The sequence below is a fragment of the Pradoshia eiseniae genome, from assembly GCF_002946355.1.
GTDB classification, from domain to species: Bacteria; Bacillota; Bacilli; order Bacillales; family Pradoshiaceae; genus Pradoshia; species Pradoshia eiseniae.
Map to the genome: position 1 here is coordinate 283,602 of NZ_PKOZ01000003.1, position 13,068 is coordinate 296,669.

Below are 13,068 nucleotides of genomic sequence, written 5' to 3' on the forward strand. Positions count from 1 at the left end.
TTTTACAGAATAGCATCAATATGCAAGCAATACTATATACCATATTCCTACGGATTCCAAAGGAAAAAGTTTCATCTTAATTATTTCTTTCAAAAAATGAAGAGAAGGAAGAGCCTCTGCTCTTCCTTCCTTAGACTTGGGTTTCTTCTTTATAACTGCAATTCGTACACTGAACCTGTACACCTTTTTTAAGCTTCTTCTCAACAAGCGGTCCATTACATTTTGGACAAGGCCGCTGCAGCGGTTTATCCCAGGAGACAAAATCGCAGGTCGGGTAGCGGTCACAGCCATAAAAAACTCGGCGTTTCTTGCTTTTCCTTTCAACGATGTTTCCCTCATCACATTTCGGACATTTAACCCCAATTTCTTTAACGATCGGTTTCGTATTCCGGCAGTCAGGGAAATTGCTGCAGGCCATGAATTTACCGTAGCGGCCCATCTTATAGACCATTGGGGAGCCGCATTCCTCACACATTTCTCCGGTCGGCTCATCCTTTATTTCAATCTTCTCCATTTCGACCTCGGCTTTTTCTAAATCCTTCTCAAAGCCTTGGTAGAATTGGTCGATAATATTGACCCATTCGATTTCGCCATCCTCAATATGGTCAAGATCACTTTCCATTTTGGCGGTGAACTCCACATCAAGGATATCCGGGAAGAACTCCATCATAATGTCATTGACAATCTCCCCTAGCTCAGTTGGGATGAATCGTTTATTATCAAGGGCGACATATCCCCGTTTTTGTATCGTATCAAGTGTCGGAGCATAAGTGGATGGGCGGCCAATTCCCAGTTCTTCCAACGTCTTGACAAGACGGGCCTCTGTATAGCGCGGAGGCGGCTGAGTGAAATGCTGATTCGGCACGATATCCTTGGAGTAAACAACATCGCCCTCAGAAAGCTCTGGCAGCAGGTTCTCTTTCTCCTCAGTATGGTCATCTGAGCCCTCAACATATACCTTCATGAAACCAGGGAACTTTACTTTCGAGCCATTAGCCCTGAAAAGAACTCCCCCTGCCGCTAAATCAACAGCCATTGTATCCATGACAGCAGGTGACATCTGGCTAGCCAGGAAACGTTCCCATATGAGTTTATATAATCGGTACTGATCTCTGGAAAGGAAGTCCTTGATGGAAGATGGCTCTCTTAGAACGCTCGTTGGACGCACCGCTTCGTGGGCATCCTGGGCTCCGCTGCTTTGCTTGTCTTTACGCGGAGCTTGAGAATGGTATTCTTCCCCATATTGGGAACCAATCCAGCCTCTTGCTTCATTTTGAGCTGTTTCAGAAATCCTGGTCGAGTCTGTACGCATATACGTAATTAACCCGACAGTGCCTTCTTTGCCAATTTCAATTCCCTCATAAAGCTGCTGAGCAATCATCATCGTTTTCTTCGCACGGAAGTTCAATTTGCGGGCTGCTTCCTGTTGAAGGGAAGAGGTTGTGAATGGAGGTGCTGGGTTACGTTTCCTTTCCTTCTTCGTCACCTTTTGGACCGTAAACTCGTTCCCCGTAATCTTAGCGAGGATTCCTTTTACGTCATCTTCGTTTGAAAGCTTAACCTTCTCCTTATCAAAAGAGTGGAAGCTTGCCTCAAACTCTTTTTTCCCCTTGAGGAATGCACCATTAATGGACCAGTATTCTTCTGGTATGAACCTTTTGATTTCTTTCTCACGATCAATGATAAGTCTCACCGCAATAGATTGTACTCGGCCGGCGCTTAATCCTTTTTTCACTTTCTTCCATAATAGCGGGCTGATATTATATCCGACCAATCTATCAAGAATCCGTCTAGCCTGCTGGGCATCTACAAGATTCATCTTGATGGGACGTGGATGTTTAAAGGATTCCTTGATTGCATCCTTTGTGATCTCATTGAACACAACCCGGCAATCTGAGTTAATATCAACCCCAAGGCTATGAGCCAAATGCCAGGCAATTGCTTCCCCTTCACGATCGGGGTCGGCTGCGAGATAGACTTTCTTTGCTTTTTTGGCAGCAGTCTTCAATTCTTTCAAAACATCACCCTTGCCGCGAATGGTAATGTATTTCGGTTCGTAATTATGTTGAACATCCACACCTGTTTGACTTTTCGGCAAATCGCGAACATGACCCATGGATGCTTTTACTTTATATTTTTTTCCTAAATATTTTTCTATGGTTTTCGCTTTTGCAGGCGACTCCACAATCACTAAATAATCCGCCATTATTTTCCTCCTTAAGAGGTTCTCTATTCTCTATTATTATGCATGTATGATTATGCAGGTTTAATTTCGCATCTGTCAATCTTTGTTTCATTTTAATTCTAAACAGTCTGTCATTTCGGACTTATTGATTTAGTTGTCAAAAAAAACCTTGTCTGAAGCACAATGTATAACAGAAACACTTTTTTTGCAACCTTAAATGTTTTATATAACTGTTTTGTTATTTTCATTTCCAATGTTTTTCCTGTCGTCTATTCCCATTCTGAAATAATGTCATAAGCGTCCGTAACAAGCTTTGCCCCTTCTTTAATCCAGGCATTTGTTCCTGAGGAAGATGCGGAAAAGATGTTTCCTGGGATAGCAAAAATGTCCTTTCCTTGTTCAAGGCCCCGCTCAACAGTGATAAATGTCCCGCTTTTCTGCTTACTCTCTACCACTAAGATAGCTCTTGATAAACCACTGATTATTCGATTTCTCATCGGGAAGTGCCAAGGCTTTGGTTTGAATATAGGAGGATATTCAGAAAGAATAAGACCTTTTCGCAAAATCATGTGAGATAAAGGGGTGTTTTCCTGCGGATAAATATGATAGAGCCCTCCGCCTATTACAGCAATACAGTCTCCATCGCTTTGAAGCGTAATTCTATGGGCCATGGCATCTATTCCCTTGGCCAAGCCGCTTACAATACTCATTTCAGCTGCGACAAATTCCGGCACCATCCGTTTCAGCACTTCCTGGCCATAGTGTGTTGGTGCTCGAGTGCCAATAATGGCTAAAATCCGCTGATGTGTCAATAGCTTGACATTTCCTTTAGCATATAAATTCCATGGTTGTTGATAAATATTAGTCAAGGTAATCGGATATTCCTTATCGAGAAAAGATATGCAGCGGATAGCATCCTGCTCATAAATGGAGATCATTTGTTGAAGTTTTGGATCATGAAGATCTTTTAAGAAGAATTGGAGGGTGGGGGATTCAAGCGAGAGGAGCTTCTTCCAGTAATCTGCAGGTCTCGAATATACCTTCAGCAGCTCTGGATCATCCTTTAAAATACGGTACATTCCCTTCCAGGTCATGCCTCGGCAGTGGTCCAAATGAACCAGCCTGTCTTTCCATTCATCCATGATATCTCTCCTTTATTCTAGTTTACTTATCTATTGCCCGCTCAAAATGATGAAGGAAAGGTGCTCTCCTGATGGAGAGCACCTGAATCATTAACCATTAATGTGTTTTACATTGATCATATAAGCCTTTTTCTTTCAAGACCTGAAGCATTGTTTCACCCATAACGGCAGGAGTCTCAGCCACTTTGATTCCGCACTCATTCATAATGCGGATTTTCTCATCAGCTGTTCCTTTTCCGCCAGAGATAATGGCGCCCGCATGGCCCATTCTTTTTCCTGGAGGTGCTGTTCTTCCGCCAATGAAGCCTGTCACAGGTTTTGTCATATTTTCTTTAACCCATTGTGCCGCTTCTTCTTCAGCTGTTCCGCCGATCTCACCAATCATGATAACCGCGTAAGTCTCAGGATCATCATTAAATGCCTTCAAGACATCGATGAAGTCTGTTCCATTAACAGGATCTCCCCCGATACCAACTGCTGAAGATTGACCAAAGCCTGCTTGGCTAAGCTGGTGGACCGCTTCATATGTCAAGGTCCCTGATCTGGATACGACACCGATATGCCCTTTTTTATGAATATAGCCTGGCATAATACCAATCTTGCATTCTTCCGGAGTGATGACGCCCGGGCAGTTAGGGCCAATTAATCTTGTTTTCTTGCCTTCCATATACCGCTTTACTTTGACCATATCCAATACAGGAATATGCTCTGTTATACAGATGACTAAATCAAGCTCAGCATCAACCGCCTCAAGAATGGAATCAGCCGCAAACGGAGCCGGAACGTAGACGACAGACGCATTGGCGCCTGTTGCTTCTTTTGCCTCAATGACCGTATTAAAGACAGGCACCCCTTCCGCTTCCGTGCCGCCTTTACCAGGAGTTACGCCGCCAACAATTTGGGTTCCATACTCAAGCATTTGTTTTGTATGAAAACGTGCAGTTGAGCCAGTGATACCTTGAACTATAACCTTTGTATCTTTATTAACAAATACGCTCATTTCCTTATCCTCCAGTCTTAACCTATTAACGAAACGATTTTTTGTGCACCATCAGCCATAGATTCCGCAGCCGTAATATTGATACCGGATTCCTCAAGGATTTTCTTGCCGAGATCAACATTCGTTCCTTCCAATCGGACAACCAACGGAACATCGAGGCTTACCTGCTTCGCTGCTTCTACAACGCCTTCAGCGATAACATCACATTTCATGATGCCGCCAAAGATGTTTACAAAAATTCCTTTGACGTTTTTGTCAGAAAGGATAATCTTAAATGCTTCCGTTACCTTTTCTGCAGTCGCGCCGCCCCCAACATCAAGGAAGTTTGCGGGGCTTCCGCCGTAATGGTTAATGATGTCCATTGTAGACATAGCAAGACCGGCTCCATTTACCATGCAGCCAATGTTTCCATCGAGAGAAATATAGCTTAAGTCATACTTGGAAGCTTCGATTTCTTTTGGATCCTCTTCATCAAGGTCACGATATTCAAGAATATCTTTGTGTCGATATAAGGCATTTTCGTCAAAATTCAGTTTTGCATCTAGCGCCATGACTTCTCCGTCGCCAGTCACTACTAATGGATTGATTTCTGCGATAGAGCAATCCTTTTCAACGAAGGCACTATATAAGCCAGTCATAAATTTAACTGTTTTATTGACTAATTCTTTTGGTATATTAATATTGAACGCAATTCTTCTAGCTTGGAAGGCTGTTAATCCAATAACCGGATCAATCACTTCTTTAAAGATCTTCTCAGGTGTTTCAGCAGCTACTTCTTCGATTTCTGTACCGCCTTCTTCTGATGCCATCAGGACAATCCTGGAGGTAGCGCGGTCTAAGACAAGCCCGACATAGTATTCTTTCTTGATGTCACAGCCCTCTTCGATAAGTAAGCGTTTTACTTCTTTCCCATCAGGTCCTGTTTGATGCGTGACAAGAACTTTACCGAGAATCTCATCCGCATATGTACGAACCTCATCAAGTGATTTAGCAATCTTTACCCCACCTGCTTTTCCTCTTCCGCCAGCATGGATTTGGGCTTTTACTACGGTTACAGCTGTGCCTAGCTCACTCGCCGCTTGAACAGCTTCATCTACAGAAAAGGCAACCTTGCCGTTAGGGACTTTAACCCCATATTGTCTGAGGATTTCTTTACCTTGATACTCATGGATATTCATTGTTTATCCCCCTATCAAACTTTCAAACTATAAAGAATATACTGCCTTCTCATTGTATTAAATCTGGTATTTAATGTCCAATATTTAGGACAAATATAGTCATATTTCAGTAATTCTTAACAATTGTTTCCTTATAATCCATTCAATCTCCTTTATTCATCGTTTTCAGTGTAAATTCGATTACCAACCCTATTGGCATCCAGCGGCAGCATTGCCGTATATCCTTTGCTGCGAAAGGGCGGATAATTATATAAGAATAATTAATAGACATTTTCTTGCCAACTATTATTGTGATTTTCTTTTTATACAAGCAGCAGGGTGGATAAAGTGTACTGGCTTCCATGTTCACAGTATCTTCCCCTGAATAGTCTCGGAGATGAGCCAGCATGTTGAGTGTTATTCATTATCATAGTCACCACCAATGAAATTCCACAGGCAGACGGTTAAACAATAAGGTTCCAAATGGCTAGGCTTTATTTACTTCTTTCATCTAGGCGGCATCTAATTTAATGATAGAAATTACTATCTTAGTAAGACAAATAAAAAGACAGATAGGTAAATTCCTATCTGTCTTTTTCGCAGACTTTGGTCGGTCGCATTAAAAAAGGTATGTTCACTGCTTGGCCTTCAGCGGAGCAAATGTCATGCGATGCCAATCTGTCGGTCCAAATCTTTCGATTGCCTCAAGATGGCTTTTGGTACCGTAACCCATATGCTTCTCAAACCCATATTCAGGATGTTGTTTGGCATACTCCATCATCATTCTATCCCTTGTTTCCTTGGCAATGACGGATGCAGCGGCAATGGATGCTGATTTCGCATCTCCCTTGATTAAGGATAGCTGTTCAATAGGAAGCGGAACCTCCATCGCGTCGATTAAGCAATAATCAGGAGATATCTCCAATTGGCTGATGGCCTTAAGCATTGCCTTTTTGGCCGCTTCATATATATTAATCTCATCGATTTCCTTACTATGAATGATGCCTGTAGAAACTGAAATCGCTTGTTCATGAATGGATTGAAAATATTCCTCCCTGCGCTGAGCTGATAGCTGCTTTGAATCATTCAGGCCCGGTAAATAGAAATCCTCAGGCAAGATAACGGCAGCTGCCACAACTGGCCCTGCCAACGGGCCACGCCCGGCTTCATCTACTCCGGCGATGAATTGGTATCCCTTGCGCCTCAAATCCCTCTCATAGACACAGATTGACTCAAAATGCCCTCTTTGTATCCTTTCCTTCTCAATCGCCCTCTCTAGGCTTTGAAGGGCCAATTGAATACCCTTGCGGCTGTCGCTGCGGCATTCAGTCACGAATGGATCCTCAAGGCTCTTAATGCGGCTCAGCTTCCCCTTTATTTCTGCAATCGTCATCTTCGTTAGCATGTCTCTAATCCTTTCAGCTTATCTATCCGCAAAATAAAGACCCCATTAAAAAGGGGTCTTTCGTTTTTCCTTATCTATTATACATCATCCGATTCATTTGGTCGTTCAAAAGTGAGTCTTCCAAATTTCTCTGTACGAATATCCCGGATGATCAATTCTGCCGTCTTATCATAATCCACGAGTCCGCGGCCAGCCAAGCAGCCTCTTTTAGCGCCAATCCGATCGAAGGCCTCCACAATTTCTTCCGGAATCTCCTCTAGGTCATAGCGTTCCTTTAGACGGGACGGATATGCCTCCTCAAGGAAATGGAGCCCGTATATCGCAATATCATGCAAGTTTAAGATCGTATCCTTAATAGCCCCGGTAACGGCCAGCTTATACCCTACCTCTTGATCTTCAAATTTCGGCCAAAGGATTCCTGGAGTATCAAGAAGCTCCAGCTCCTTGCCTACCTTAATCCATTGCTGGGCCTTCGTTACGCCCGGCATATTGCCCGTCTTAGCGATATTCTTTCCTGCTAGACGGTTAATGAGTGTGGATTTCCCAACATTCGGGATACCAACAATCATGGCACGGATAGCGCGCGGTTTGATGCCGCGTGCTTTCATTTTATCGATTTTGTCCTTGAGCACCTCTTGCGCCCCTGACATAATGCTCTTTAGGCCTGTCCCCTGATGAGCATTGACAGCGACAGCCTTAATACCCTTATCAGCGAAATAGGCGAGCCATTCATTCGTTCTATACTGATCAGCCATATCCGCCTTATTCAAAATCACAAGGCGCGGCTTATGCTGAATGATTTCGTCAATCATCGGATTTCTTGAGGATTGCGGCAGTCTTGCATCAACCAGCTCAAAGATTATATCTACTAATTTTAATTTTTCGGTCACTTCACGGCGGGCTTTCGCCATATGCCCGGGAAACCATTGTATTGTCATACTTTCACCTTCAACTCTTATTCGACTAATCCAAAGTCCTCAAACGGCCAATATACCAAGCTTGTCTTGCCAAGTATTTCACTCATTTTTACCGTACCGATATGACGGCTGTCTTTGGAGTAACGTCTATTATCGCCCATTACAAACACTTCGCCTTCTGGAACCGTTGCCTCGCCCGTGATTTCTTCAAGCGTGAACGGCTCTGTGAGCGGCCCGTCAATCACCTGTTGCTTATACTCAGCTAAATATGGTTCATCATAGGCTGTGCCGTTTATATAAAGCGTATCATCCTTATATTCTATTGTGTCACCCGGCAGACCGATTACTCGTTTAATATAATCCTTTTCTTCCGTCGCATGGAAGACGACAATATCAAAGCGTTCGGGCTCCCCGATTTTGTAGGAAATCTTATTTACAACCATGCGGTCCTGATCTTTCAATGTAGGCATCATCGATAATCCATCAACCAAGATAGGAGCAAAAAAGAAGTAGCGAATGATTGCCGCAAGTAAAATGGCAATCACCAATGCCTTAATCCACTCAAAGATTTCATTTTTTTCCTTGGCTTTTGCCATGTTAACACCCCGTATCATCTCTATCTGTTTATACGTTTAAATATAGCGATTTTCAGTCAAAAAGCAATCAAAATCTCTATGATGTGAAAAAGGAGCTTGTGTTAGCACAAGCTCCTTGTATCCACTCACGTTAGTCACGTAATTATCGGATTTCTTTGATACGCGCTGCTTTACCGCGTAGGTTACGCAAGTAGTAAAGTTTAGCACGACGTACTTTACCGCGACGGATAACTTCCAATTTAGCGATACGTGGTGTGTGCAATGGGAATGCACGCTCAACGCCAACACCGTAGGAAATTTTGCGGACTGTGAAAGTTTCACTGATTCCGCCTCCGCGACGCTTGATTACTACGCCTTCGTATACCTGAATACGCTCACGAGTACCCTCAACTACCTTCACGTGTACACGTACTGTATCACCAGGACGGAAAGAAGGAAGGTCAGTTCTAAGTTGTTCCTTCGTGATTTCTTCGATTAATTTATGCATCGTATTCAACTCCTTCCAAGCAATGCTCTTGCCAACCCTAATTGATGAATGACAGCGGAACATTGTTATAAAGAGAAAAGGCTTTACACCTTAACTCACAGGCTCTATCTTACCATATAAATTGGAGTATTTGCAACTACCTATTCTCACTTTTTATTTCATCCAGCCATTTTTTCTCGGCCGGAGATAATTCATAGCTATCGAGCAAATCAGGACGGCGCTCGAATGTTCTTCTTAAAGACTCTTTCTGCCGCCACTCCTCTATATGCTTGTGATTACCTGACAGTAGCACATCTGGTACCTTCATCCCTCTAAAATCAGCTGGCCTTGTATAATGAGGATGCTCAAGAAGACCTGAACTGTATGAATCAAGCACAGGTGAATCCTCATTCCCGAGCACACCCGGCAATAGCCGCACAACACTGTCGATGATGACCATCGCACCCAGCTCCCCGCCAGTCAGCACAAAGTCGCCAATCGAGATTTCATCTGTAACGGCAAATTCCCTGATTCTTTCGTCATAGCCTTCATAATGGCCACACACAAAGACAAGCTGTTCTTCACGCGCAAGTTCCTCTGCCTTCTTTTGGGTGAATCGTTCCCCTTGTGGACAAAGGAGGATTACTCTTGGTTTCTTCCCCTCTAATGTTGGAGCAGCGATCTGTTCAAGTGCATCAAAGATTGGCTGCGGCTTCAAGACCATTCCAGCTCCCCCGCCATACGGGTAATCATCAACAGATTGATGCTTGTTATCGGAGAATTCCCTGAAATTATGGGTATGGTATTCCGCTGCCTTCTTCTCAGCCGCTTTCTTAAGGATTGAAGAGCCTAAAACACCTTCAAACATCTCAGGGAATAATGTCAACACATCTATTCTCATTAATCCAGCAACCCTTCCATTGGCTCAATGATGATGGACTTTGCCCGAACATCGATTTTCTTGACGACATCATCGATATAAGGAATGAGCACCTCTTTGCCAGACTTCCCTTTCACGACCCATACATCGTTCGCGCCAGGAGAGAGAATTTCCTTAATAACGCCAATTTCCTCCCCTTCTGCAGTGGAAATTGTGCAGCCTATGATTTCATGATAATAATATTCTCCTTCATCCAATGCACCGAGCTGCTCTTCAGATACTTTTAGAACACCTTCTTTATATCCCTCGACCTTCTCGATGCTTTCATGGCCCTCAAAGGTCAGCAAATAAAAATTCTTATGCTGACGGGAAGAAGCGACAACGACTTCAACAGGGTCTTTTTCATTATTCTTAAAGATATAAAGAGTGCTGCCCTTTTGATAACGTTCCTCAGGAAAATCGGTGGAAGAAACGACACGCACCTCTCCTCTAATACCATGAGTATTAACAATCTTTCCGACCTTGTACCATTTTTGCATATTCTTTATGTTCACCTCTATTTAAATTCATCGACGACTCCATCTTTTACGATGATGGTCTTAGTTTGCACAATTTCTTCCCAATTCTGCCCGATTTCCACATCCACGATGGCTTGTACCTCACGTTCCTTCAATTCGCTTCCGTAGGGAAGAATATCGAGCTGTTGAATTTGAAAGTCAAGCAGCTTAATTTTCTCTTTCCTGACGTCAATTTCCTTTTCGAAATGTGTCTTCAGGCTGACAGGCTGAAATTTTTTGGTCTTCTCCAGCTTCTTCAGCTCAAAGCGGAGCTGATCACATTCCTTCTTCAGGACAGCTTTTTTGGAGTTGAATTGGTCTAAGAGCTCAAGCTTACTCTTCTCAGTCAATATTTGCTTCACGATCACATTTTGCAAAATTTTCACTATTAGCCACCTCTTTCGTATTGCCATATCAACTGTTAAAATTCAGTCTATGTCTGACAATGCTGCTAGTCACCCGAGATGTTACTTGTATTTGATGAAAGCATATCTGTGTTCCTGTATGGCCGACAGAATGTCCCACCAAAAAATTATGTGGATCTTCCTATTAAACATGATACTATGTACTCTTTTCCTCTTTACCATTCATTATGAAGCAAAATCCCTTTGAACGGAAACTTTTTTGTCCAATTAAAGCATGTTTTTTACTCGAAGGCTGCCTATTATTCAATTGCGGAAAAAGCATTAAATGGCATTTCCCACTGCCTTCCTAGGCAAGCATAATCTGTTTCAATCGTTTTTTCTTCATATGAAATAGAAAAAGGAGGGAATGATTCCCTCCTTTTCATCGCTTCAATCGCTTATTTCCAAATAGACTTTTTTGTCACTCTTGGATGCAGCAGTATATACTACCGTCCGAATAGCTTTCGCTACCCGCCCCTGCTTGCCAATGACCTTCCCCATATCTTGCTGATTAACAGAAAGTTTATAGATAATTTTCTTGGCATGCTCATCCATTGATACGGTCACGTCATCCGGATGATCGACGAGAGGCTTTACGATTGTTTTAATAAGCTCTATCATAACGGACCTTTATATTACTTACCTTGTTTAGCGTTGTGGAATTTTTCCATGATGCCTTCTTTAGACAACAAGTTACGAACTGTGTCAGAAGGTTTAGCACCATTTTGAAGCCATTTCAAAGTTAGTTCCTCATCGATTTTCACTTCAGCTGGGTTAGCAACTGGGTTGTAAGTTCCAACTGTTTCGATGAAACGACCGTCACGAGGGGAACGAGAATCTGCTACTACAATACGATAGAAAGGAGACTTTTTAGCTCCCATACGTTTTAAACGAATTTTTACTGCCATTGTTTTATTGCACCTCCGAATAGTATCACACAAGTAAGTATATTACCAAATCCATATACCCTTGTAAAGTCTTTTTTCTTAACACACAACTTTTTTACATAAATGGCAACTTAAAGCCGCCTTTTTTCTTGCCTTTTTGTTGCATTCCAGCCATCTGCTTCATCATCTTTTTCATTTCCTCGAATTGCTTGAGCAGTCGGTTGACTTCCTGAATCGGTCTTCCGCTTCCCTTTGCAATCCGTTTGCGCCTGCTGGCGTTGATGATCTCAGGCTGCTCTTTCTCTTTTCGTGTCATTGATTGAATGATTGCCTCTACATGGGCAATTTGCTTATCATCAATGGACAGGTTATTCATGCCCTTAATTTTATTTGCGCCTGGGAGCATTTTCAGAATATCGTCTAATGGTCCCATTTTCTTCACCTGGCTAAGCTGTTCAAGAAAATCATCAAACGTAAATGTGGCTGTGCGCATTTTCTTCTCAAGTTCACGCGCTTTCGCCTCATCGACATCTGTTTGCGCTTTTTCGATAAGGGTAAGAACATCCCCCATGCCGAGAATTCTCGAAGCCATGCGTTCCGGATGGAATGGCTCAAGCGCATCCATCTTCTCGCCCATACCAACGAATTTAATCGGCTTCTCCGCTACAGAGCGAATAGAGAGGGCTGCACCGCCTCGGGTATCCCCATCAAGCTTCGTTAAAATAACTCCGGTTATATCGAGCTGGTCATTAAAACTCTTTGCCACATTGACGGCATCCTGACCTGTCATCGCATCGACAACAAGGAAAATTTCATCCGGCTTCACGGCTTCTTTAATTTCCGCTAGTTCCCCCATCAAATTCTCATCAATGTGCAAGCGTCCTGCCGTATCGACCAAGACGTAGTCGCAATGCTCTTCTTTCGCTTTAGCGACTCCCTGCTTGGCAATCTCAACTGGGCTGACCTGATCTCCTAACGAAAAGACAGGGAAATTCAGCTGCTTCCCAAGTGTTTCTAATTGCTTAATGGCTGCCGGACGATAAATATCCGCAGCAACAAGCATCGGTTTGCGGTTATATTTTTTCCGAAGCAGATTAGCAAGCTTACCGGTTGTTGTTGTCTTACCAGCACCTTGCAAACCAACCATTAAAATCACGGTTGGCGGTCGGTTGGATACAGCAATCTTGCTTTGCTCTCCTCCCATTAATTCCGTCAATTCTTCCTTGACGACCTTGATAACCTGCTGACCTGGAGTCAAGCTTTTCAACACTTCTTGACCGATGGCCCTTTCATTGACACGCTTGATAAAATCCTTTACAACCTTAAAGTTAACGTCAGCTTCAAGAAGAGCGAGTCTAACCTCGCGCATCATTTCTTTGACATCAGCCTCCGTAACCTTTCCTTTGCCGCGGATTTTTTGAAGTGTGCCTTGCAGTCGGTCGGCTAAACCTTCAAATGCCATTCTGCCGCCT

14 protein-coding genes are annotated in these 13,068 nt (G+C 43.1%); all 14 read right to left on the reverse strand.

What is annotated here, in order from left to right; genetic code table 11:
• Positions 1-130: 130 nt before the first annotated feature.
• The 14 genes from topA to ffh all read right to left on the reverse strand — a co-directional run bounded on the left by topA (position 131) and on the right by ffh (position 13,058).
• Entirely contained in the window at positions 131-2,206 is a 2,076-nt protein-coding gene (gene topA / locus CYL18_RS08310) for a type I DNA topoisomerase (protein ID WP_104849021.1), read from the reverse strand.
• Between the two features lie 248 nt (positions 2,207-2,454).
• Positions 2,455-3,327: a DNA-processing protein DprA gene (gene dprA / locus CYL18_RS08315; protein ID WP_104849022.1), complete on the reverse strand. Its 873-nt coding sequence runs from the start codon at positions 3,325-3,327 to the stop codon at positions 2,455-2,457.
• A gap of 97 nt (positions 3,328-3,424) precedes the next feature.
• On the reverse strand, positions 3,425-4,327 hold the full coding sequence (gene sucD / locus CYL18_RS08320; RefSeq protein ID WP_104849023.1) for a succinate--CoA ligase subunit alpha: 903 nt from the start codon (positions 4,325-4,327) through the stop codon (positions 3,425-3,427).
• 17 nt (positions 4,328-4,344) lie between these two features.
• Complete coding sequence (gene sucC / locus CYL18_RS08325) at positions 4,345-5,505, reverse strand: ADP-forming succinate--CoA ligase subunit beta (RefSeq protein WP_104849024.1); 1,161 nt, start codon at positions 5,503-5,505, stop codon at positions 4,345-4,347.
• A gap of 613 nt (positions 5,506-6,118) precedes the next feature.
• Positions 6,119-6,877, reverse strand: coding sequence for a ribonuclease HII (locus tag CYL18_RS08335; RefSeq protein WP_104849081.1), 759 nt, complete (start codon positions 6,875-6,877; stop codon positions 6,119-6,121).
• Between the two features lie 89 nt (positions 6,878-6,966).
• The gene (gene ylqF, locus CYL18_RS08340; RefSeq protein WP_104849026.1) at positions 6,967-7,827 is read right to left on the reverse strand and encodes a ribosome biogenesis GTPase YlqF; all 861 of its coding nucleotides are present in this window, start codon (positions 7,825-7,827) and stop codon (positions 6,967-6,969) included.
• Positions 7,828-7,844: 17 nt separating this feature from the next.
• Entirely contained in the window at positions 7,845-8,402 is a 558-nt protein-coding gene (gene lepB / locus CYL18_RS08345) for a signal peptidase I (protein WP_104849027.1), read from the reverse strand.
• A 142-nt stretch (positions 8,403-8,544) separates the two neighbouring features.
• The gene (gene rplS, locus CYL18_RS08350; RefSeq protein WP_104849028.1) at positions 8,545-8,889 is read right to left on the reverse strand and encodes a 50S ribosomal protein L19; all 345 of its coding nucleotides are present in this window, start codon (positions 8,887-8,889) and stop codon (positions 8,545-8,547) included.
• 136 nt (positions 8,890-9,025) lie between these two features.
• The gene (gene trmD, locus CYL18_RS08355; protein WP_104849029.1) at positions 9,026-9,769 is read right to left on the reverse strand and encodes a tRNA (guanosine(37)-N1)-methyltransferase TrmD; all 744 of its coding nucleotides are present in this window, start codon (positions 9,767-9,769) and stop codon (positions 9,026-9,028) included.
• Complete coding sequence (gene rimM, locus CYL18_RS08360) at positions 9,769-10,287, reverse strand: ribosome maturation factor RimM (protein WP_104849030.1); 519 nt, start codon at positions 10,285-10,287, stop codon at positions 9,769-9,771. Before rimM ends, trmD begins: the two co-directional genes overlap by 1 nt.
• 17 nt (positions 10,288-10,304) lie before the next feature.
• Entirely contained in the window at positions 10,305-10,691 is a 387-nt protein-coding gene (locus CYL18_RS08365) for a YlqD family protein (RefSeq protein WP_104849031.1), read from the reverse strand.
• A 408-nt stretch (positions 10,692-11,099) separates the two neighbouring features.
• Entirely contained in the window at positions 11,100-11,330 is a 231-nt protein-coding gene (locus CYL18_RS08370) for a KH domain-containing protein (RefSeq protein WP_104849032.1), read from the reverse strand.
• Positions 11,331-11,344: 14 nt separating this feature from the next.
• Positions 11,345-11,617: a 30S ribosomal protein S16 gene (rpsP, locus tag CYL18_RS08375; protein WP_049671449.1), complete on the reverse strand. Its 273-nt coding sequence runs from the start codon at positions 11,615-11,617 to the stop codon at positions 11,345-11,347.
• Positions 11,618-11,711: 94 nt separating this feature from the next.
• Positions 11,712-13,058: a signal recognition particle protein gene (gene ffh, locus CYL18_RS08380; protein ID WP_104849033.1), complete on the reverse strand. Its 1,347-nt coding sequence runs from the start codon at positions 13,056-13,058 to the stop codon at positions 11,712-11,714.
• Positions 13,059-13,068: the final 10 nt, after the last annotated feature.

Excerpts from the sequence above, each read along its gene's own strand:
- CYL18_RS08335 (WP_104849081.1), bottom strand. The coding sequence starts at position 6,877 with ATGACGATTGCAGAAATAAAGGGGAAGCTGAGCCGCATTAAGAGCCTT.
- ylqF (WP_104849026.1), bottom strand. The coding sequence starts at position 7,827 with ATGACAATACAATGGTTTCCCGGGCATATGGCGAAAGCCCGCCGTGAA.
- trmD (WP_104849029.1), bottom strand. The coding sequence starts at position 9,769 with ATGAGAATAGATGTGTTGACATTATTCCCTGAGATGTTTGAAGGTGTT.
- lepB (WP_104849027.1), bottom strand. The coding sequence starts at position 8,402 with ATGGCAAAAGCCAAGGAAAAAAATGAAATCTTTGAGTGGATTAAGGCA.
- rplS (WP_104849028.1), bottom strand. The coding sequence starts at position 8,889 with ATGCATAAATTAATCGAAGAAATCACGAAGGAACAACTTAGAACTGAC.
- ffh (WP_104849033.1), bottom strand. The coding sequence starts at position 13,058 with ATGGCATTTGAAGGTTTAGCCGACCGACTGCAAGGCACACTTCAAAAA.
- rimM (WP_104849030.1), bottom strand. The coding sequence starts at position 10,287 with ATGCAAAAATGGTACAAGGTCGGAAAGATTGTTAATACTCATGGTATT.
- topA (WP_104849021.1), bottom strand. The coding sequence starts at position 2,206 with ATGGCGGATTATTTAGTGATTGTGGAGTCGCCTGCAAAAGCGAAAACC.
- dprA (WP_104849022.1), bottom strand. The coding sequence starts at position 3,327 with ATGGATGAATGGAAAGACAGGCTGGTTCATTTGGACCACTGCCGAGGC.
- CYL18_RS08370 (WP_104849032.1), bottom strand. The coding sequence starts at position 11,330 with ATGATAGAGCTTATTAAAACAATCGTAAAGCCTCTCGTCGATCATCCG.
- sucD (WP_104849023.1), bottom strand. The coding sequence starts at position 4,327 with ATGAGCGTATTTGTTAATAAAGATACAAAGGTTATAGTTCAAGGTATC.
- sucC (WP_104849024.1), bottom strand. The coding sequence starts at position 5,505 with ATGAATATCCATGAGTATCAAGGTAAAGAAATCCTCAGACAATATGGG.
- rpsP (WP_049671449.1), bottom strand. The coding sequence starts at position 11,617 with ATGGCAGTAAAAATTCGTTTAAAACGTATGGGAGCTAAAAAGTCTCCT.